Source organism: Mesorhizobium sp. M0571, assembly GCF_040320985.1.
Classification (GTDB): domain Bacteria; phylum Pseudomonadota; class Alphaproteobacteria; order Rhizobiales; family Rhizobiaceae; genus Mesorhizobium.
The window spans coordinates 38,072-55,171 of the sequence record NZ_JAMYQT010000030.1; the positions used below are offsets into that span (position 1 = coordinate 38,072).

The 17,100-nt window shown below is 58.9% G+C and carries 19 protein-coding genes and 1 pseudogene; 7 read left to right on the forward strand and 13 right to left on the reverse strand.

Annotation, left to right across the window (positions count from 1 at the left end; translation table 11 throughout):
* Window positions 1-6: 6 nt before the first annotated feature.
* From NKI85_RS27060 to NKI85_RS37970, 3 genes and pseudogenes are all read right to left on the reverse strand, one after another.
* Complete coding sequence (locus tag NKI85_RS27060; RefSeq protein ID WP_352778935.1) at window positions 7-858, reverse strand: thermonuclease family protein; 852 nt, start codon at window positions 856-858, stop codon at window positions 7-9.
* A gap of 839 nt (window positions 859-1,697) precedes the next feature.
* Complete coding sequence (locus NKI85_RS27065; protein WP_352778937.1) at window positions 1,698-2,336, reverse strand: ribbon-helix-helix domain-containing protein; 639 nt, start codon at window positions 2,334-2,336, stop codon at window positions 1,698-1,700.
* Between the two features lie 10 nt (window positions 2,337-2,346).
* Window positions 2,347-2,629: pseudogene (locus NKI85_RS37970) on the reverse strand (beta-barrel domain-containing protein); the annotation flags it as partial.
* Window positions 2,630-2,856: 227 nt separating this feature from the next.
* On the opposite strand from NKI85_RS37970, the gene NKI85_RS27075 reads away from it, so the two are divergent.
* Complete coding sequence (locus NKI85_RS27075; RefSeq protein ID WP_352778941.1) at window positions 2,857-3,282, forward strand: hypothetical protein; 426 nt, start codon at window positions 2,857-2,859, stop codon at window positions 3,280-3,282.
* A gap of 160 nt (window positions 3,283-3,442) precedes the next feature.
* On the opposite strand, the gene NKI85_RS27080 is transcribed toward NKI85_RS27075, so the two are convergent.
* The 10 genes from NKI85_RS27080 to NKI85_RS27125 form a co-directional block, all read right to left on the reverse strand.
* Window positions 3,443-4,030 (reverse strand): hypothetical protein, encoded by a 588-nt coding sequence (locus NKI85_RS27080; RefSeq protein ID WP_352778943.1) that lies wholly within the window; start codon window positions 4,028-4,030, stop codon window positions 3,443-3,445.
* 2 nt (window positions 4,031-4,032) lie between these two features.
* Window positions 4,033-4,617 carry a L,D-transpeptidase gene (locus NKI85_RS27085; RefSeq protein ID WP_352778946.1) on the reverse strand — a complete coding sequence of 195 codons (585 nt, stop codon included), beginning with the start codon at window positions 4,615-4,617 and terminating at the stop codon, window positions 4,033-4,035.
* On the reverse strand, window positions 4,601-5,764 hold the full coding sequence (locus NKI85_RS27090; protein WP_352778948.1) for a CpaE/TadZ family protein: 1,164 nt from the start codon (window positions 5,762-5,764) through the stop codon (window positions 4,601-4,603). Before NKI85_RS27090 ends, NKI85_RS27085 begins: the two co-directional genes overlap by 17 nt.
* On the reverse strand, window positions 5,761-6,420 hold the full coding sequence (locus tag NKI85_RS27095; protein WP_352778951.1) for a TadE/TadG family type IV pilus assembly protein: 660 nt from the start codon (window positions 6,418-6,420) through the stop codon (window positions 5,761-5,763). The genes NKI85_RS27090 and NKI85_RS27095 overlap by 4 nt, the downstream gene beginning before the upstream one ends.
* The gene (locus NKI85_RS27100) at window positions 6,407-6,979 is read right to left on the reverse strand and encodes a TadE/TadG family type IV pilus assembly protein (RefSeq protein ID WP_352778953.1); all 573 of its coding nucleotides are present in this window, start codon (window positions 6,977-6,979) and stop codon (window positions 6,407-6,409) included. The genes NKI85_RS27095 and NKI85_RS27100 overlap by 14 nt, the downstream gene beginning before the upstream one ends.
* Complete coding sequence (locus tag NKI85_RS27105) at window positions 6,954-8,435, reverse strand: pilus assembly protein TadG-related protein (RefSeq protein ID WP_352778956.1); 1,482 nt, start codon at window positions 8,433-8,435, stop codon at window positions 6,954-6,956. The genes NKI85_RS27100 and NKI85_RS27105 overlap by 26 nt, the downstream gene beginning before the upstream one ends.
* A gap of 71 nt (window positions 8,436-8,506) precedes the next feature.
* On the reverse strand, window positions 8,507-8,770 hold the full coding sequence (locus NKI85_RS27110; RefSeq protein ID WP_352778958.1) for a hypothetical protein: 264 nt from the start codon (window positions 8,768-8,770) through the stop codon (window positions 8,507-8,509).
* A 4-nt stretch (window positions 8,771-8,774) separates the two neighbouring features.
* Window positions 8,775-10,220, reverse strand: a complete 1,446-nt coding sequence (locus NKI85_RS27115; RefSeq protein WP_352778960.1) for a type II and III secretion system protein family protein — start codon at window positions 10,218-10,220, stop codon at window positions 8,775-8,777.
* Window positions 10,221-10,265: 45 nt separating this feature from the next.
* The gene (gene cpaB, locus NKI85_RS27120) at window positions 10,266-11,306 is read right to left on the reverse strand and encodes a Flp pilus assembly protein CpaB (RefSeq protein WP_352778963.1); all 1,041 of its coding nucleotides are present in this window, start codon (window positions 11,304-11,306) and stop codon (window positions 10,266-10,268) included.
* A 94-nt stretch (window positions 11,307-11,400) separates the two neighbouring features.
* Window positions 11,401-11,613 (reverse strand): Flp family type IVb pilin, encoded by a 213-nt coding sequence (locus tag NKI85_RS27125; RefSeq protein WP_352778965.1) that lies wholly within the window; start codon window positions 11,611-11,613, stop codon window positions 11,401-11,403.
* Between the two features lie 536 nt (window positions 11,614-12,149).
* On the opposite strand from NKI85_RS27125, the gene NKI85_RS27130 reads away from it, so the two are divergent.
* The 6 genes from NKI85_RS27130 to NKI85_RS27155 form a co-directional block, all read left to right on the forward strand.
* On the forward strand, window positions 12,150-13,535 hold the full coding sequence (locus NKI85_RS27130) for a TadA family conjugal transfer-associated ATPase (protein ID WP_352778967.1): 1,386 nt from the start codon (window positions 12,150-12,152) through the stop codon (window positions 13,533-13,535).
* A complete protein-coding gene (locus NKI85_RS27135; protein WP_352778970.1) occupies window positions 13,535-14,506 on the forward strand; it encodes a type II secretion system F family protein in 972 nt (323 codons plus the stop codon). Before NKI85_RS27130 ends, NKI85_RS27135 begins: the two co-directional genes overlap by 1 nt.
* A gap of 12 nt (window positions 14,507-14,518) precedes the next feature.
* On the forward strand, window positions 14,519-15,475 hold the full coding sequence (locus NKI85_RS27140; RefSeq protein ID WP_352778972.1) for a type II secretion system F family protein: 957 nt from the start codon (window positions 14,519-14,521) through the stop codon (window positions 15,473-15,475).
* A 55-nt stretch (window positions 15,476-15,530) separates the two neighbouring features.
* Window positions 15,531-16,082 carry a tetratricopeptide repeat protein gene (locus tag NKI85_RS27145; RefSeq protein WP_352778974.1) on the forward strand — a complete coding sequence of 184 codons (552 nt, stop codon included), beginning with the start codon at window positions 15,531-15,533 and terminating at the stop codon, window positions 16,080-16,082.
* A gap of 9 nt (window positions 16,083-16,091) precedes the next feature.
* Entirely contained in the window at window positions 16,092-16,601 is a 510-nt protein-coding gene (locus NKI85_RS27150) for an A24 family peptidase (protein WP_352778976.1), read from the forward strand.
* A gap of 387 nt (window positions 16,602-16,988) precedes the next feature.
* A partial coding sequence (locus NKI85_RS27155; RefSeq protein ID WP_352778981.1) for an RES domain-containing protein occupies window positions 16,989-17,100 on the forward strand: 112 nt, incomplete at its 3' end.

Consider the following 17,100-nt stretch of genomic DNA (forward strand, 5'->3'; position numbering starts at 1 on the left):
AGTGAGTTACCGCCTTGCCTTTCGCCAGCCTGCAGCTTGAGCCTCTTGCTCGGAGCAGAACCAGCGCTCGCCGTATTGCGGGCTTATCTTCGTCTCTGAGTAATGCTCCTGACCGGGGACATGGTAGATTCGCTCCCCGCTGTTGATCGCAATGTTGCCCTTGATGCTGCAGCCACCGAAAAGGCCAAGGCCGATCGGTCGCTCGCTGATTGTGTCGACCTTGTCGGCGTTCGCTGCACGCCAATCCCAAGGCTGATCGAATCTACCCTGCCAAAGGCCACGGCGAGCCGCCTTGGCAGTGGCTTGCTCGGCGGCGTACGCGCCATTCGAATAGCGCGGCCAGTCGAGTGCCAGACCCTCCTCGACAAGCCAGTGTTGAACGCTGTGACCATCGGCGCGCTCGCAATTCCCGACGAGCCGATCGTACTGGTCGCGGTCCACAAAACTGCAATGCAATGGCCGCGATGCTGCCAGGAATTTGTCCAAGGCTTGGGCAGCGCGGCGCCCGCAGGAATATTCAAAGCCCTTGGCGTCTTCGCAGTACTGCCGGCTCTCAGGTGCGTCGATGCCGCTGAAACGGATCCGTTTGCCGGCGATTTCGACGGTGTCGCCATCAATAACCGACGCGCGGCCTTGCATGGCGTGAGGCAGCGGTTCTGTCCAATTCGTTATGGTGCTCCGGTGGCCAGCGGCGCTCTGGATGACGAATTGAGTGACTGCGGCAGCAAGCGTACCAACGCCTAGAAAGATGAAACCCAAGAGCTGTCGCGGCAGCTGCCGTGACGGCATTCTTCTGCCGGCGCGCTTTCGGCACCGGTCAGCCTGGTCGGCGCCTTGATGACGATGGACCTTGCCCACAACCCTCTCCCGGGGGACAGCTAGCGTCCATTGCGGAAAAAAGTCCAGATGCGGGGCGCAAGTGCGCAGGCGGCTTAACCGGACAAGGCCCAACCAATAGCTATTTCCCAGGCCTATCCGGCCCCCGTTTTGGCGCGGCGCGCTTCATATCGGTCACCGATCGAACAACGTCATCAAAACGAACGGCGACAATCTCAAAGAGTCAAGGCATGACCGGCGCAGTGGAATTTCGCGGGATCATATAGATGTGTTGGCTGGGACGTAGCGACAGGTCTGCCAAGGCCATTGCTGAGACTGAGCGTGCCGAACGTGCCGAAAAGACAGCAAGACTGAGATCGCTTCGCATGGAAGCTCAGAGTGACTTGAAGGATTTGTTCCCGGAGGAACTCGACTGCTCACTGCTCGTCGCGGCACTGACTCAAGGAGACATCGGCTCAAACCTTTCGAAGGCTTTTCGCTTGGGGATCGGCTCGGGGCCATAGGGAGCGATAAGGCGGTCGCTTGGCAACACACCGGCCGGGCAAGTCTGTTTCATAGCGCGGCGAACCAGCTTAAGCGCGCAGCCCAGCCGTTGTGGATGTTCTCTTGAGAGTCCGCGCCTTGTCGCGCAGCGATCTCCTGCCGCTAGCTGCCAGTGCTTGCCTGTCCTCCTGGATGGGCAACGGCGCTGTGGCACTTTGATTTGCCTCGTGACCGGCACATAACCCCTGGCAACAATATACGGTGAAGCATCAAAGGCAGCCTCGCGACCGTCGCACCCGGCGAAGGTCTGCAACCCTAAGCTTTCGGCAAGAAACCGCGAGGTTTCCCGGTCAGGAACCAACGCGGGGTTAGTAGTTTTAGCCGCCGTTGACGAACGCCATCAGCAACTCCGGTTCGGGTACGGGCGCCCGCACTAAATTTAATTGACCTCGGTAGCGACGTTCGCCGGCCCTAATGACAAAGCCGCTGGCGATTGGAACTTCACTATTGACGTCGAGCCGGGCGAAAATGTCGGCCACATTGAGATCCAGCGCCAGTTTGAGATCTTGTCGTGAATCATTGTTTGGTCCGATCGGCAACTGACGCATGACCAGTTGCTGGAACGGGGCATTGAAAGTCAGGATCTTCTTCGATGATGCCAAGGCAAAAGCGGGCGAGGGGCAGGCAAGCAATATAGCGTTGATCGTTCTGATCGAAGCAAGCTTGCGTAGGGTCAGGTTTTCACCCGCGAGCCGGTTTATGCAAGCCACTCGTATCGCCGAGGTCAGGTTACCAGTCTTGGTCGGACTTTCGGCGATCTCCTCGATCAGCATGCCGATTGTGCATTTCCTACTTTCAGCCATCTGCTTCAGAGACATCCAGAAAGCCTTTTCCAGACGAATGCCGCGGCGTATGCCGCCGCGCGTAACGACGCGGAACTCCAGCCCGAAATCCTCTCGAGTGATCGTTAAAAGTAGCCGATTACGATTGCCGGAAGGAGAGGCGCTATCGCTCACTCATCGCCTCCTAATGCGCCTTGTTGGTAGGTTTGAGCAGGTAATTCAGGATTGTCTTTCGACCGGTCTTGATGTCGACCGAGCAGATCAAACCCGGAATGATCGAGTAAGCCTTGCCGTCTCGTTCGAGCGTCGATCTGTCCGTCGCTACACGCACTGGGTAATAGGGTTCTCCGGTTCTGGTCGCCTAGGCTGTCTGCCGTGATGTTAGGTACCTTTCTCTCGATGCCGCCGAAAATAGAGACGTCGCAGGCGGTCACTTTGATCAGGGCTTCCTGATCGAGGCGGATGAATGTCTCCCCGAGCTTTGACAGATTATTCGATAATTCTTGAAAATATGTGAGTGGATATTGTTTTAGGGCCGGCTAAAGCTCTGATTGGGGGCGACAAGTTTCGAAAATGTAACAAAAATGGCACATAAACGGGCAGCTAGCTAAAGCTCGCTCGGCAGGAGCGCGCCTTCCGTTAAGTCTCAGGCAATCTTTTGCAGCTTATCCTGCTGGTCGATTGTCGAGGGGACATGAACCGCAAGCCGATCCTGCTTTTTGCCTTTCCGGCTCTCATGCTCCTGGTCCTGGCGGCGGAGAGAGGCGCGACCTTTTTGCTGGGGGTCTATCCGGCCAGTTCCCCAATGTGGCGGATCTGGCTGGAACTGCGTCCGCTTGCGACGATGTTCTGGCAGCAGGTCGACCTTTATCTTGGTGGCTCAATGCCCCTTGATGGCACTATCCTGGCTGCCGCGGCGGCCCTTTGCTGGATGGCTTGCCAGGCGAGAAGGTCAGCCGCTTTCTACTTTCTTGCTAATCACCTCGCCCTGCTTTTCGCAGGGCTGATGATGGCCGTCAGCAGTCACTCGGAGACCGCCAGCACGATTGCGGCATTCACCGCGCCTCGTGGCGCTCAATTTTCGCTGGTGCTCGATTCACCTGGGAGAACAGTGTGGTGATGCTTCTGGGTGCGGCAGCATGCGCGTACTGTCATTTTGCGTTCCTTCACGAAACCGGACAGCGTTCCGAAGGCCTGGCAACCAGCATCTTGGCTCTGCAACGGGATCTCTAGGCGGGCCGCCCTCGCAATAACGCAGAAATAGCTCCCTTGACGCCTGCTCAGTTGATTTTGCGGTAATAGACCTTGCCGTCGGGTTGCTCTATGCGCTGGTAGGAAGAGCTGGGGGCAGGGAGCAGCGCTGCCCCGATCCTCTTTTTGGGAGGGCGTGGCACTTCGACGATCCTGGGCTCGGTCGCTTCTTCACCGTCGACGTCGCTCGGCGCTTCCGCCATGGTGTTGGTCGCGATCACGGAAGGCTCCGCTACGCTCGACACGTTGTCATTGGCCAGGGGCAGGTTCTGTTCAAGTCGGGCAATACCGCCATTGATCTGCCTGAAGCTACTCTGCAGTTGACTGTCCAGCCTTTCAAACCGGCTTTGAAAACCGTTGTTGACCGTATCGAGCCGGCCTGCGATCCGCTGCTCGAAAGATCCGAGCTGTTCCAGCCGCCCTTCGACAAAGCGCAGGTCGTTGATGCCGCGGTAGAGATAGATGGCGGCTGTTATGTTCACCGCCGTGATCAGCAAGACCGCGGCGGCGACAACGCCGATCGTCCTTGCATTGCTGGCCTTGCCTATGACAGCTTGCTCTCGCGTGTGGGCTGCCGGCCCAATGGCGATCGCCGGTATATCCGGGTCGCTGATCATTGTCATTGAACCACCACCTTTGCGCCGACCGAGACGCGTTTGAAGAGATCGATGACATCGGTGTTGGTAAGCCGAAAACAACCCGATGTTCCATTGAAGCCGACGCCCGAAGGATCGTTGGTGCCGTGTATGCGGTAGAGCGTGTCGCGCCCGTCGCGCGACAGGTAGAGAGCCCTTGCGCCGAGCGGATTATAAGGACCGGCGGGCACCATTTCGGGCAGATCCGGCTGGCGGGCACGCATTTCCCTGGGCGGGCGCCACTGTGGCCACTCCGTCTTGGATCCCACCTTGACGATGCCCGTCCAGCCAAATCCGTCCCGCCCGACGCTGATCTGGTAGCGCAGCGCTTGGCCTTGTCGGGTCACCAGATAAAGTGCCTTCTCATCCTTGCGGATGATGATCGTTCCGGGCCGTTCCGTGGTTTTCAGGGCAACCGTCTTACGTAGACTGGGGCCCATCGCCGGCAGCGGCGGGCGCCCCAAGGCTCGGGATCGCGCATGGGCGAAATCCGAGGCCGACAGCGCAAGCACCAGCCCCAATGCGCAAACGCCGGTCGCAACGATGCGATATCTAGCGGGCAGCATCATCGAGCCGCTCTTTGAACATCCGCTTCAGATCCTTGTTGAAGCGCGCCCGCCCGTCCACTTCGGAAGGCAGGATGGCCCGGTTCAGCGCGTCGGTCAGCAGCGCATTGTCCAGGCTGACCGACTTGATGTGCGGCGCCTTGAATATCTTCTCGAGTTCGCTGCGCGAGAAATGGTTCCCGAACCATTTGCGCTTGTGCTTGTTGGCGACCAGGGTGATGCTCACCGCATTGCCGCGCAGCTCGCGGATCTTCTTGTAGAGCCGCTTGCCCTGCCGCAGCGAGGCGACGTTCAGTTCGAAGACGATGAAGATCTCGTCGCTCGTCGAAAGCACGGAATTCTGCCAGGGGGTTTCGATGTTCGGCAGGTCGATGACGATGTCGTCGAACCTATAGGCGACGAGGTCCAGTAGCCGAAACACGAAATCGGCGCCCTGCCGCTCGAACGGCAATTGCGGTCTCTCGAAGGCATAGAGCGTCAGGCCGGACGGACGCGAAAGCTTGATGACATCCATCAGCTCGACATCGAGCCTTTCCGGCTGGCCGATGATCCCAGCCAGGTCGAACTGGTTGAACAGGTTGAGATAAGCGCCGCAATTGGCGCTCTGGAAATCGAGGTCGACGAGGCAAGTCGAAGCCGCCCGTTCGGTGGATTTCGACGCCAGGAATTCCGCCGCCGACAGGGCAAGCGTCGTTGCACCGGCGCCGCCGCTGGCGCTGATGAAGGTGATGATCCGGCTCTTGGTGCCCTGGTTGCCGGTGTCGTGGAAGGTGACCGCGTTCAGCAGCTCCTTGGCGTCGAGCGGCTTGTGCAGCCAGTCCGAGGCGTTCATGCGGACCAGGATGCGCGTCTGCTCGGAGGTCAATTCGCCGGAGACCGCGATCAGCGGCACGGTTGCCCACAAGGCGCGCGCCGCGACTATTCCCACATTATCGAGCAGCTCGCCATTGCCAAGGTCCAGAATGACGATGCCTGGGCGCGTCTCGGGGGGCGGGCCCTTGAGGAAGTCACCCGTCTCCGAAACCCGGACATCGTAGATAGCCAGCGCGTCGAGCCGCGTTGCCACCTCGCGCTTGAACTGCGGATCCGACGAGAACAGTGCAACCTGCTTTCGTTTGGTCGGAGAAACCTTGGTGTTGATGGCGTTCATGGATAGGTGCTCTTCAGGTCTTCGCCCGTGACCGTGCTCAGCATGGAGGGCATGGTGATGTTTCCGAATCCGAGCAGCCCGCCGAGGAAGAAGAATTGGAAAGTCACGTTCTGCAAGCTGACGGTTATTGTCGGCACCGGTCCGCCCGGCCGGGTTAGGTAGCCAAGCCCGGTGGCTGTATATCTGACGACCACATTGGCGGGCTGAAGCATTGGAAAGAAATGACACATGCCCGGCCGTTGCCCCGCAGTAAGCGGCGGGCAGGTGCCGACGCCCGTCGCGTCGCCGCGAAAAATGCGATTGAAGTTCGCGGCAGTAAAAGTTCCGGCCACGCAACCAGTGCCGATGCAACTGCATGCGCTCGTGGCGCCGTTGCATGTGTAGTCGTAGTTGCCTGCAGGAATCGGATCGCCTGGCGTTGTCGCGGTTCCTGCTGCCGCAATCGTTGGCGCAATCGGCGCCGAAATCGAAGCCATGCGCGCCCCGATTTCGACGGCCTTGGTCGCGGCGTTCCATTGGTACCAGGCATATCCGAAGTCCACGAAGCCGAGAGTCAACGTCAGGAGCAGAGTCATGCAGATGGCAAACTCCACCATCACGGCGCCAGCCTGCTCTTTCCTGAATCTGCCCAACGCGCGCATCTCACCACCCGACATAGCGTTCTTCGTGGGCGGCGGAAAAGGTGATAGGCCCCAGGCCAAGGTAGTTGAGCAAGGACGCCCCGGTATAAGTGAAAGAGGTTTCCAGCCGGACCACCCGGACATTGGCTGTCGTGCTATGGTAGTTCGCCAAGCCACTATTAGGGTCGGTAATCACCGGTATGACGAGGTGATTGAGATCGACCGTGACAGTCCCCGGCAGCCAACCCATGACCCGGCTTGCAACATTGCAATTTCCATTGCAGTTGTAGGATCCTGTCGCGGCGATGTTCTGCGCATAGGCCGCACAGTCCACGTCCGGATTGACTATCGGATTATAAAATGGCGCATTGCAGCGCGCGGCGTAGCGAGCTCCGTCATTGAGGCCGGCTTCGATCAGCAGCTTCTGATGGAGAAGATTGCCAAACTCGAAGACGCCCGCCGAAAGGCTGATCATCAATGGAGTGATCAGCGTCATTTCGACGAGAACCGTGCCTCGCTCCTCGCGACCAAACTTGCGGAAAATCGACATCAACGCCGTCAACACCACATCACCTGTAAAGCTGCGGTTCGTCACGCACGAAATTGTCAAGTGTTCCCTGTCCGCCTGCGGCGATATCGACCAACTCGACCATGACGGAGGCATCGTCCGATGCCGATAAGACGGGCTCGGTCAGGAAGAAGCTGGCGAACGATTCAACGGGAAGATTCTCGCTATGGCCTGACAAATCATTCCCGGCATCTGTCAATGCTTTGCAGTTAAGAATTGCACCATAAATCAGGCGGCGATCGACAGTTGTTATGGGGGACTGGCATTGGGAGGGCGGTGTTCCCTTCTCCCCACCGGTCGACGCAGTCCCTGCCAGACCGGCCGATATTTCGTAGCGATAGACCTCATACCGTGTCGGCTTGGTCGTGGCCCATGCGGCCGGTTTCGAGGTCGTCCCGAAGTTGGTACTCCAGTAAGTGTTCAGATTCCAGTTGCCATCACCCACCCGGTTGTTTGTGTTCGGCGTAACACCGGCGTCTCGCGGTAGTCCCATTGTTCCAGGCAGGTTGAAGGTCAACTGGTTAAAGCTGGGACACTGGTTCGCACTCCCTTGGGTCTTTATCGCACCCTTTCGCACGTTGGCGGCAGGACCGTATTCGGGAGTGTTGAAGTGACCGCCGGTGGTCTTTATACCAAACCGGACGTTGAAGGCGTCCTGTACTGGGCCTGCGTTCTGCCCGGTTTTGGAGGTGACGTTGTTGTTTCCATAGCAACCTATCGGGTTTGAAGTCGCAATGGTTTGGGCAAGCGCCTGCGCACCGTTGCCGACGCCTTGGGGAGGCTCTAGGAAACCGAAATTACCCGGTCCCGCGGCGGCACCATTCCCGACTTTGCGGAGTTCGATCAGTCGGCGGCGCAGGTTCGGATCGGCTGCGGCTTGCTGCAGGGTTACGCCGCCCGGTGCGAGTTCGTATGGGTTGCACATAAATACCGGTGTGAAGTGGCAAACGGCACTCTTGAACCCTGCGATCGAAACCGCACCGACACTGAAGCCGTTTGTTGCGCTACCAACAAAAGTGGCGGGGAATATCGTCGCGAAACCGACCGGCGTGACGGTCACCTCAACAAACTTCGCGTCGGTAGCATCGCCAACCTCGTCGGTGATCACATCGCCTGCGGCTATCGGCAGGCTGTCGTCAGCCGGGATTGAACGGAGATACCGCCTTGTCACGCCGGCTGCTGCTAGCGCTTTCGCGCCAGGCGGATCGCCGGCAAGTGGCTGTGCGAAATGATAGGAATTGAAGACAAGCGTAGAAAGAGCGCGATCGCCTCGAATGATGGCGTCCGACTTGCCGTCAAGCTCCGCTGAGGTGGCCAGCGCGAAGGCATCGGCGCCCTTCTGCAGGTCGTTGTGCAGGCTGTTGGCCCGAGACATGTCGATCACCAGCAGAGCAAAGCCGACGATCACCGGCAGCATGATGGCGACGAGTATCATCGCTATTCCCCGCTCATCGCCCCAGAACGCACGAATGGTCCGCAACATGACCTTACTCTCTGTTCTATGGCGCTAGGTTTCCTCGTTTTGCCTGGCGCGCTGAAACCGCATCCTTCTGTTCATTTCCCGGTATTGCCGACATTGACCGTGATGGCCGGCGGCGGCGGCGGCGGTGGTGAAAATTTGTAGCTCTGGGCAACAGCGGCAGCGCGCGCGCCGTCGCCTTCGATGGTTGTATTTTTCGAGGCCGGATTGAGCGGATCGACGGTCTGCAGAAGCGAATTGTATTTCTGCGTGTTGCCGGCGGCCAAGGTCATCGTGTCGTACCGGTTCAGATAGTCGGCGCAGCCCGTCAGCGCGCCGGCACACAAAAAGAGGATCAAGGTTCTATTTCTTGACATAGAGCATCTTGTCCTTTGATTTCAGGTCGAGCATGTGGCCATAGGGCCCCACGACGCCTTCGCCCAGTTCATATTTGCGAACCATGTCCTTGGTTACTTCCAGCTGGCCAAGCACGAAAAACTCGGGGTCGTTGGCGGGCCGCGTCTTGTCGAGCGGCGTCGCCAGTTGCTCGCCGGGCTTTGTCGGGCGCACGATATGCGGTGTGACGATGACGACAAGCTCGGTCTCTTCTTTCTGGTTGCTCGAATTTCGGAAAATCGCGCCCACGATCGGCACCTGGGCGAGCCACGGCACCTGTCTCTGGATCTTGCTGTTCTTGCTCGACAAAAGCCCGCCGACGGCGAAGCTCTGGCCGTCGCGCAATTCGATGACGGTCGCGAGCTTGCGGTTGGTGAATATCGGGTCGCCAGCGGGGGTGAAGCCGGTTAGGTCGCTCACTTCCGGCGCAAGCTTGATATGGATTTTGTCGTCGGCGAGCACGATCGGCGTGAACAGCAGATTGACGCCGAACTGCTTGTACACGATGCTGATCTCGCCATCACTGTCGACGGTGCGGATGGGTACTTCACCGCCGGCGTTGAAGCTGGCCGGCTCGCCGGAAAGTGTGGTGAGATTGGGTTCGGCCAGCATGCGCACCACGCCCTTGGCTTCAAGCGCCTCGATGATCAGGTCGACCTTGATGTTGCTGTCGATGACGCGGGTGATCAACGCTGCGAACGGATTGGTGTTCGACAGGAGGCCGGTCAGCAGATTGCCTGGTCCAAGGACCACTCCGTCCTCATCGGCGGCGGCAATGCCGGTTCCGGTGCGGGTCGTTCCGCTGTTGTTGGTGCTCCTGATCGACACCCCAAGGTCGCGACCCGCATTGCGCTTGGCCTCCAGCACGCGCACTTCCAGGTTGACCTGCTGGCTATCGTCGACGATGACGGAGTTGATGATGGCGTCGGGTCCATATTGCTGCGCCACCTCGAGGACCGACGCCAGCGTCGCGCCATCCTTGACGTGACCGGCAAGCCTGACCTTACCGTTGACCGAGCCGATTTCGATCCGTGATCTGGGCGCCACTTGCCGGATCGCCTGCGCCATGTCGTTGACGTCGACGCCGACTTCGATCTGGATCACGCCGAGCGAGCGTTTGTCCTCGGAAAAGAGATTGACCGTTGTGGTGCCGGCGCCCTTGGCGATGACATAGAGCGTCTTGTCGGTCATCGGCTGGGCATCGGCGATCTTCTCGTCGGCGACGACGATATCGCCAAGGGTGGCATTCACCTGGATCGTCACCGACTGCGACATCGGAAGGAAGATACGGTGGACGCTGGGGTTCGACACGTCGATCCTGCGATCGGCCGCATGAGCCGCGGGGCTAAAAGGCAATAGCGCCGCAGAACAGGCCAGTGCGGCTGCCGCCAGTGGTCCCCAGAACATACGCATCTACGCTACCCCCCTTGCCGGCTGATTCGACGCCTAATAGCGGTGTTACTTTTGTCGCGGGACATCATATGTCTCGAGCTTCACGCCTCGAAACACACCGACCGTAGCCCGCGCAGGTGGCTCCGGCTGCACATATTTTATCACTTCCTTAACGACTTCTTGCACTTCGGGTGCTGAAGCCACGGCCGGGGCCGGCTTTACCTTGCCCAGTTCGTCAAGGCGGCTTCCCACCTTCTCCACGGCCTGGGTCAGCCCGTCGATCCTGTCGTCAGCACGTTTGCGTTCGGCTGCGGCAGCAGCCGCGACCGCCGCCTGCTTGGCGAGCTCGGCCTGCCTGGCCGCAACGTCGGCCGGCGTGTCGCCGGTCAGGTCCGAAAGCGTGACGCGTTCCGTCGTCTCGCCCTTGCTGGCGGCTGCCTGGCGAAGCGCCAGCGACAACTGGCCGGCGCCGGCAGCTAGGGTTAGCTTCTGCGCGTCCTTGGTGCTGACTTCAAGCGTCACCGCTTTCACCACCGTCGGGCTGTCTTTGGTCTCATCGGCGACCTGGTCGACAGCGAGCACCTTCATGCTCTGCAGGAGTACGTCGACAAAACTCTTGTCAGGACCTTCTTCGCTGCGCACCGTGCGCGTCAAAAGCACGTCGACCCGATCGCCGGGAAAGACAAATCCGGCAACGCCAAGCACGTCGTTGACCCTGATGGAAACAGCCTTCATGCCTTCGCCGAGCACTGCCGAAAGCGTTGCGCGCTGGCCGGGGCCGGTGATCTTGGTTGCGAGAACCGGCTCATTGGCGCCGATCGCCTGCAGCGCCTGCTTCGAGCCTTCGCCGGCCATTAAATCCTTTGTCGTCTTGAAAGCGCCGGACGGAACCGCGCCCGCCGGCCATGCGATTTCTCGCAGCTTGTCGGCGGTCAAAGTGTCGCCGAACTTCAGCCCCACCGCCGCCACCACGACCGTATCGCGCTGGACACCGTTCGCTTCTGCCATGGCGCTGCGCTGGCTGGCCAGCCAGATATTGATGAGAACCACCGCAAGCACACCGAACACGCCGGCGAGGATGATCATGACAAGTGTATTGGCGCGCATAGCCCAAGCCCCAAACCCCAACGGCGGGAATTCGCCCGCCGCGATTGGATTCAGGCCCGGATCGAAATCCGGACCTGAAAATTAAGCATTTTGATTAGCTTCCTACGCCCGCACCGCAGGTGCCGATGCCGCTGGCATTGAGAGTGGTACAGAGGCCAGTAAACCGGCCGTTCACCCACAGTCCTATGCCGACGATGATGAGAATCGCGGCGCCGGCGATGATGCCGACCAGGATGGAATATTCGACCATGGCAGCGCCGTTTTGGTCGTCGCGGAACTGCCGGGCCATCGTCATGAGCTTCTTCATGCCAATTTCTCCCTTTGGAGGCTCAAACCCGACGAGACGTGCCAAGGATGAAATCCATACCTGAGCATCCCCCGTCATCTCGATCAAAGTCCCGACGAAAACCAGAGTCAAATGGGATTAACGGTTCCTTAACTCTCATATACATTGCCGCTACATGGCCACGCCAGAATATTTCCGCTCGAACGCTAATCAAGACCTTGATTCGGCTGAATTTTCAACCCCTCTTAACCATTCGTTCACAATCTGGCCGCGGGTATGGCGGAAGTGAGGCAGCATTAGCGATAGTGCATATTCCTTTATGTCTAAAGCCTTAAGTGGGTTCCATGACGCCTTTGTGATAAAAACGCACTATGCATTGAAAAGCGAGTAGCTCGTGTTCCATTTAGGACAGCGCCGCTGACCAAATAAAGGTCGTGTTTCTGATCCTGGACCTTAACTACGTCTGAAGTATTAATTGCATGGTGCGCGGCTGGCGCTTGTGCCATCCGTGGTTAACGCTTAGTTTCACGATGGGGATCTAACGGGGAAGAAGCACCATGTTGGGCCGTTTCATGAAGGGGCCAAGCGAGCCGCGGGTCGAGCCAAGGGCCGAGCCGGTGGCCGTGTTGCCTATTGCCCCGGCGTCCCCAGCCTCCGATCTCGCGCCGCATGGCAACGATTTCCTCACACTCAAGGTCGATCTCCATCGTCACCTGATCGACCGTTTCAATCTCGCCGTCCTCGAAACAGCGTCCAAGGGCGAGATCCTGAATGAGATCCGGCCGATCGTGCGCGAATTCGTCCGCAGTCGAAACGTGCCCCTGAACGCGCGCGAACTCGATCAACTGACCAGCGACACCGCCGACGAGATGCTCGGGCTCGGGCCGATCGAACCGCTGCTCAAGGATGACTCGATTGCTGACATATTGATCAACACCCACAACCGCGTTTTCATCGAGCGGCGCGGCGTGCTTGAGGAAACCTCGATCCGCTTCCGTGACGAAACACATCTGCTGCGTGTCATCAACAAGATTGTTTCGGCCATCGGTCGGCGCGTCGATGAATCGGCGCCGATGGTGGACGCGCGCCTGGCAGATGGCTCGCGCGTCAACATTGCGGTGCGGCCGATCTCGGTCGACGGCCCGCTGGTGTCGATCCGGAAATTCTCCAAGAACCCCTATTCGCTCGAACGCCTGATGGCATTCAATTCGATCCGCCAGCCGATGATCGACCTGCTGCGGATCGCCGTGCAGGTACGCAAATCGATTCTGGTTTCGGGCGGCACCGGCAGCGGCAAGACGACCCTGCTCAATGCTCTGTCGAGCTACATCCCGGCCAAGGAGCGGCTGATCACCATCGAGGACGCGGCGGAACTGCAATTGCAGCAACCGCATGTTGGCCGTCTCGAGACGCGCCCGCCCAATGTCGAGGGCAAGGGCGAGGTCCGTCAACGCGAGTTGCTGAAGAATGCGCTTCGCATGCGGCCGGACCGCATCATAGTTGGCGAGGTTCGTGGCGAGGAAGCCTTCGACATGCTGCAGGCGATGAACACCGGCCATGAAGGTTCGATGACCACCATCCATGCCAACACGCCGCGCGATGCGATATCGCGGCTGGAACAGATGGTCGGCATGGCGGGCATGCCGATGACCCACGAATCCATCCGGGCCCAGATTGCGTCGGCCATCGACATCATTGTGCAGACGCAACGCCTCTCCGATGGCGGCAGGCGGGTCGTTTCCATCTCGGAACTCACCGGTATGGAAGGCAACGTCGTCCAGCTCCAGGAAATCTACCATTTCGTTCGCCGGGATTCGACAGCGGAAGGCCAGATCGTCGGCGACTTTCGCGCCACCGGTGTTCGCCCGCGCTTTGCCCAGGAAGCGGCGACGCTTGGCCACCACTTCGCCAAGGATGCCTTCAACCCGCAGGTTCCGCTTTGATGCCGACCGGTCAGACTTTGCTCTACTTCATCTATGTGCTTGCAGCAGCGTCGATGATCCTTGCCGCCGAATCCCTTTATATGTCTTACGCCTCCCGGCGCTTTCGAGCCGGTACGATCAACCGACGTCTGGCGCGCCTGGCGGAGGAGGCACCTGCCGAAAAGACCCTGCAAGGCTTGCTGCGCGAACGTGGGCTGACCGATTCGGGCGATTATATCTTTGGCATGGTCGTGTTGAACCGGCTCTACACACAATCCGGCATCACCGGTAATCCGCTGGCTTTCGCCGCTATGTACCTCCTTGCCGGGCTGGTGCTCGCGCTGGTGCTGCCATTGCTTCTTGGCTTTTCCATCGTCGTGGCGCTGATCGCTTTTCTGTTGGTAGGATTTGCGCTGCCGCTTCTCGTCCTTCGACGCGCACGCAATAAACGTATCTTGAAATTCGCTGCCCAGCTTCCCGATGCGCTCGACATGATCGTGCGTTCCTTGCGTGCCGGTCACCCGACGACAGTTGCCATCGCCCTTGTCGCGCGTGAAATGCCTGACCCGCTCGGCACCGAATTCGGTATTGTTTCCGACGAAATCACCTTTGGTCTCAGCCTTGAACAGGCAGTACGGAAGTTATCGCAACGTGTGGGGTTTGAAGGTCTCCATCTGCTTTCGGTATCGCTCTCCATCCAGGCCAAGACAGGCGGAAACCTCACTGAGATCCTGTCGAACCTCTCATCGGTGCTGCGCGAGAGGGGGAAATTACGGATGAAAATCAGGGCGCTCTCGGCCGAGGGACGAATGTCCGCATGGATCATTTCCCTCTTTCCGCTCGTCATGTTCGGTCTGCTCATGATCATTGCACCGAGCTATTACGGCGACATATGGAACAACCCGCTCGTCATGCCCGCATTCCTGATCTTCGGTCTGTGGGCGCTGTTGGGTGATATCATCATGTATCGCATGGTGAACTTCGATTTCTGACCGGAGCGGGACATGGGCCTGTTTTCGAACATTCAGGGTCTGGGCCTATTGGTTTCCGTCGCTGTTTTCCTGGCCACGGCAGCGCTATTCTTGTTCGGTGCGTTCACCTTTATGCCTGCGCTTCAGACCCGGAAACTGGTGGCGCAAAGCTTGCGTTCCGAGGGGATTGCCGACCGCCGGTCCCTTCTTGGGCAGGAACAGCTTGCCAAGATTGCGGCGCAACGTCCGGTCGATGCTTATTTCCGATCGATGGAAAAGGAACGCAGTGAGCCGGATGCTCTGGAAGCAAAGCTCTTTCGCGCAGGATTCTATCAAGCGAGCGCGCCTCTTATGTATACCTTGTCGCGTTTCGGCGCTGTCGCTATCGGCTTTCTGGGATCATACACCGGGTTGGTTGCAGTGGTGCCGCCGCAAATACCAGGTTTTCTGACATTCGCAGCTGCTGCATTGTTTGGCCTCGCTTGCCTCGTCGTTCCCAGCATCGCCCTGGATCGCTTCGAAAATGCGCAGAAGGAAACCTATCGTCGCGGCTTTCCCGACTTCATGGACATGATGATCACCTGCGCCGACGCAGGCATGAGCCTGGAAGCGGCAGTCGAGCGTGTCAGTCAGGAACTTGCCGGCACCCACAAATGGCTCGGCATCCAGCTTGCGATCATGAATCTGCAACTGCGCGCCGGCAAACCGCTGCGCGAGGGTCTTCGAGATCTCTCGGATCGTCTTGGCCTTGAGGAGGCGCGGGCGCTGTCGATACTGTTCCGGCAGTCGGAAGAACTTGGCACCAGCCTCACGGACGCTTTGCGCGTTTATAGCGACGAGATGCGTAGCAAGAGAATTCTTCGCGCTGAAGAGCGCGGCAACGCTTTGCCGGTCAAGATGATGATCCCGCTGGGGATTTGCGTTTTTCCGGTTGTCTTGATGATTGTGCTGCTGCCGATTATCGTCCGAATGAAAGGTGTTTTCTTCTAGGCAGGTATATGCTTTGGTCGAAATACTGAGTCGGAGAACTCGTTTGGGGGACGAAATGACAGGGCCAATTCGCCTTGCCGCCGCAGCCAGTCTGCTGGTCATTGTGCTTTCCGGCTGTCAGACGAATGGGGCGGACAGCACGGGTGTCGTTCGCACCAATGAGCCTGCGAAAGTCGAACTGACTGCCTTTGGAGACACCTTCGACGGACTGAAGACTGTCAGCAACGTCGAATATTATGCCTCGGACCAGGCTGTTGCCGAAGCCAAAAACCAGTTCCGCGCGGAAAATTACGGCAATGCCGGCGCCCTTTTCTACAAGGCGACGCAACTGGCGCCCAATGATGGTGGTGCCTGGATGGGTCTGGCCGCCTGTAGCGATCGCATCCGCCGCTTCGACCTCTCCGACCGAGCCTATAGCCAGGCCTTCCGGCTGGTCGGCGGGACGCCCGAGTATTACAACAATGTCGGCTATTCCTATCTGCTGCGCGGCAAGCTGCAGGACGCGCGCAGCAATTTCCTAAGGGCATACGAACTGGCGCCCAACGATCCGACGATCGCCAACAATCTGCGGCTGCTGTCGTCCAGCGTAAAGAATCTCGAGCGGTAAGGCGGTAGCATGTTGCTTGCCGCAGCGCTGCTGCTGAAGGGACTGGCCATTTCTTTGCTTGCAAGGATCGCCTGGCTCGACTTCACCACCCAGAAAATATCCAATCGTGACGTGGTGCTGCTTTTGTGCATTGGGCTGGGCTCGCTGCAGTTGCTGTCGATCCTGACCGGGTCATGGTGGGACATGGGTCTGAGCGCGCTTGCCGGCCTTCTGCTGTTTGTTGCGCTGTTCCCGTTCTGGGCTATGCGAAAGATCGGCGCCGGTGATGTCAAGCTGATGACGGCCGTCTCTTTCCTCATCGGCGGCAACGGGCTCGTCGTGTTTTCATTGCTGCTGCTGGTCTTCGCGCTCGCGACGGCGCTGATCGTGAAGAACCCCTTCATGCTACCCGCGGGCGCCTTCCGCCTCTACGTTCAGCATCTGGATCGCAAAGGCGTCGTGCCGTTTGGCGTGCCGATTTCGATCGCAGCTATCTGCACGATAGCGTTTCAGATTTGTAGTTATGTGATCACCCCGTGACGGATTACCAGCCTAGACTAGGGCGCAATGTGTAGATCGTTCCGATGCGTATTTCAGGCATTGCGGGGTCCGACGTGATCTTCAGCTACAATCGCAGCGATCCTGACAAGGACAGACCAGGTGTGCGTCGAATGGCACTCATCACACTTGCCAAGCCGACGCATGGCGTCAAAAGAATGTGGGGAAAGGTGGTCTCGGGGGCAGATTCGTAGCACCGGCGCGGGTTGAGGGCCGATCACGATCTTGGATGCCGGAATCATCCGTCGAAGGCTGGTTACCTGTCCGTTGAGTTCAACGGCTCATGGTCGGGAAGATAGTGATACAGCACCTCACTAACGTTTCGCTTGTCGAACGTCTGGCCACAAACGGGGCAGAACTCGAAATAGCCTGCTTCGTCGCCGAGGACGATTCGATCCGAAGGGCGTACCAGCGCTCTATTCCTCGCTATCGGTGGTGACGGCGCTGAGGGAAGCCAATCAGGCGGGCAGCCTTCAGCCGA

Excerpts from the sequence above, each read along its gene's own strand:
- NKI85_RS27075 (WP_352778941.1), top strand. The coding sequence starts at position 2,857 with ATGAACCGCAAGCCGATCCTGCTTTTTGCCTTTCCGGCTCTCATGCTC.
- NKI85_RS27080 (WP_352778943.1), bottom strand. The coding sequence starts at position 4,030 with ATGATCAGCGACCCGGATATACCGGCGATCGCCATTGGGCCGGCAGCC.
- NKI85_RS27085 (WP_352778946.1), bottom strand. The coding sequence starts at position 4,617 with ATGATGCTGCCCGCTAGATATCGCATCGTTGCGACCGGCGTTTGCGCA.
- NKI85_RS27090 (WP_352778948.1), bottom strand. The coding sequence starts at position 5,764 with ATGAACGCCATCAACACCAAGGTTTCTCCGACCAAACGAAAGCAGGTT.
- NKI85_RS27095 (WP_352778951.1), bottom strand. The coding sequence starts at position 6,420 with ATGTCGGGTGGTGAGATGCGCGCGTTGGGCAGATTCAGGAAAGAGCAG.
- NKI85_RS27105 (WP_352778956.1), bottom strand. The coding sequence starts at position 8,435 with ATGTTGCGGACCATTCGTGCGTTCTGGGGCGATGAGCGGGGAATAGCG.
- NKI85_RS27115 (WP_352778960.1), bottom strand. The coding sequence starts at position 10,220 with ATGCGTATGTTCTGGGGACCACTGGCGGCAGCCGCACTGGCCTGTTCT.
- cpaB (WP_352778963.1), bottom strand. The coding sequence starts at position 11,306 with ATGCGCGCCAATACACTTGTCATGATCATCCTCGCCGGCGTGTTCGGT.
- NKI85_RS27125 (WP_352778965.1), bottom strand. The coding sequence starts at position 11,613 with ATGAAGAAGCTCATGACGATGGCCCGGCAGTTCCGCGACGACCAAAAC.
- NKI85_RS27130 (WP_352778967.1), top strand. The coding sequence starts at position 12,150 with ATGTTGGGCCGTTTCATGAAGGGGCCAAGCGAGCCGCGGGTCGAGCCA.
- NKI85_RS27135 (WP_352778970.1), top strand. The coding sequence starts at position 13,535 with ATGCCGACCGGTCAGACTTTGCTCTACTTCATCTATGTGCTTGCAGCA.
- NKI85_RS27140 (WP_352778972.1), top strand. The coding sequence starts at position 14,519 with ATGGGCCTGTTTTCGAACATTCAGGGTCTGGGCCTATTGGTTTCCGTC.
- NKI85_RS27145 (WP_352778974.1), top strand. The coding sequence starts at position 15,531 with ATGACAGGGCCAATTCGCCTTGCCGCCGCAGCCAGTCTGCTGGTCATT.
- NKI85_RS27150 (WP_352778976.1), top strand. The coding sequence starts at position 16,092 with ATGTTGCTTGCCGCAGCGCTGCTGCTGAAGGGACTGGCCATTTCTTTG.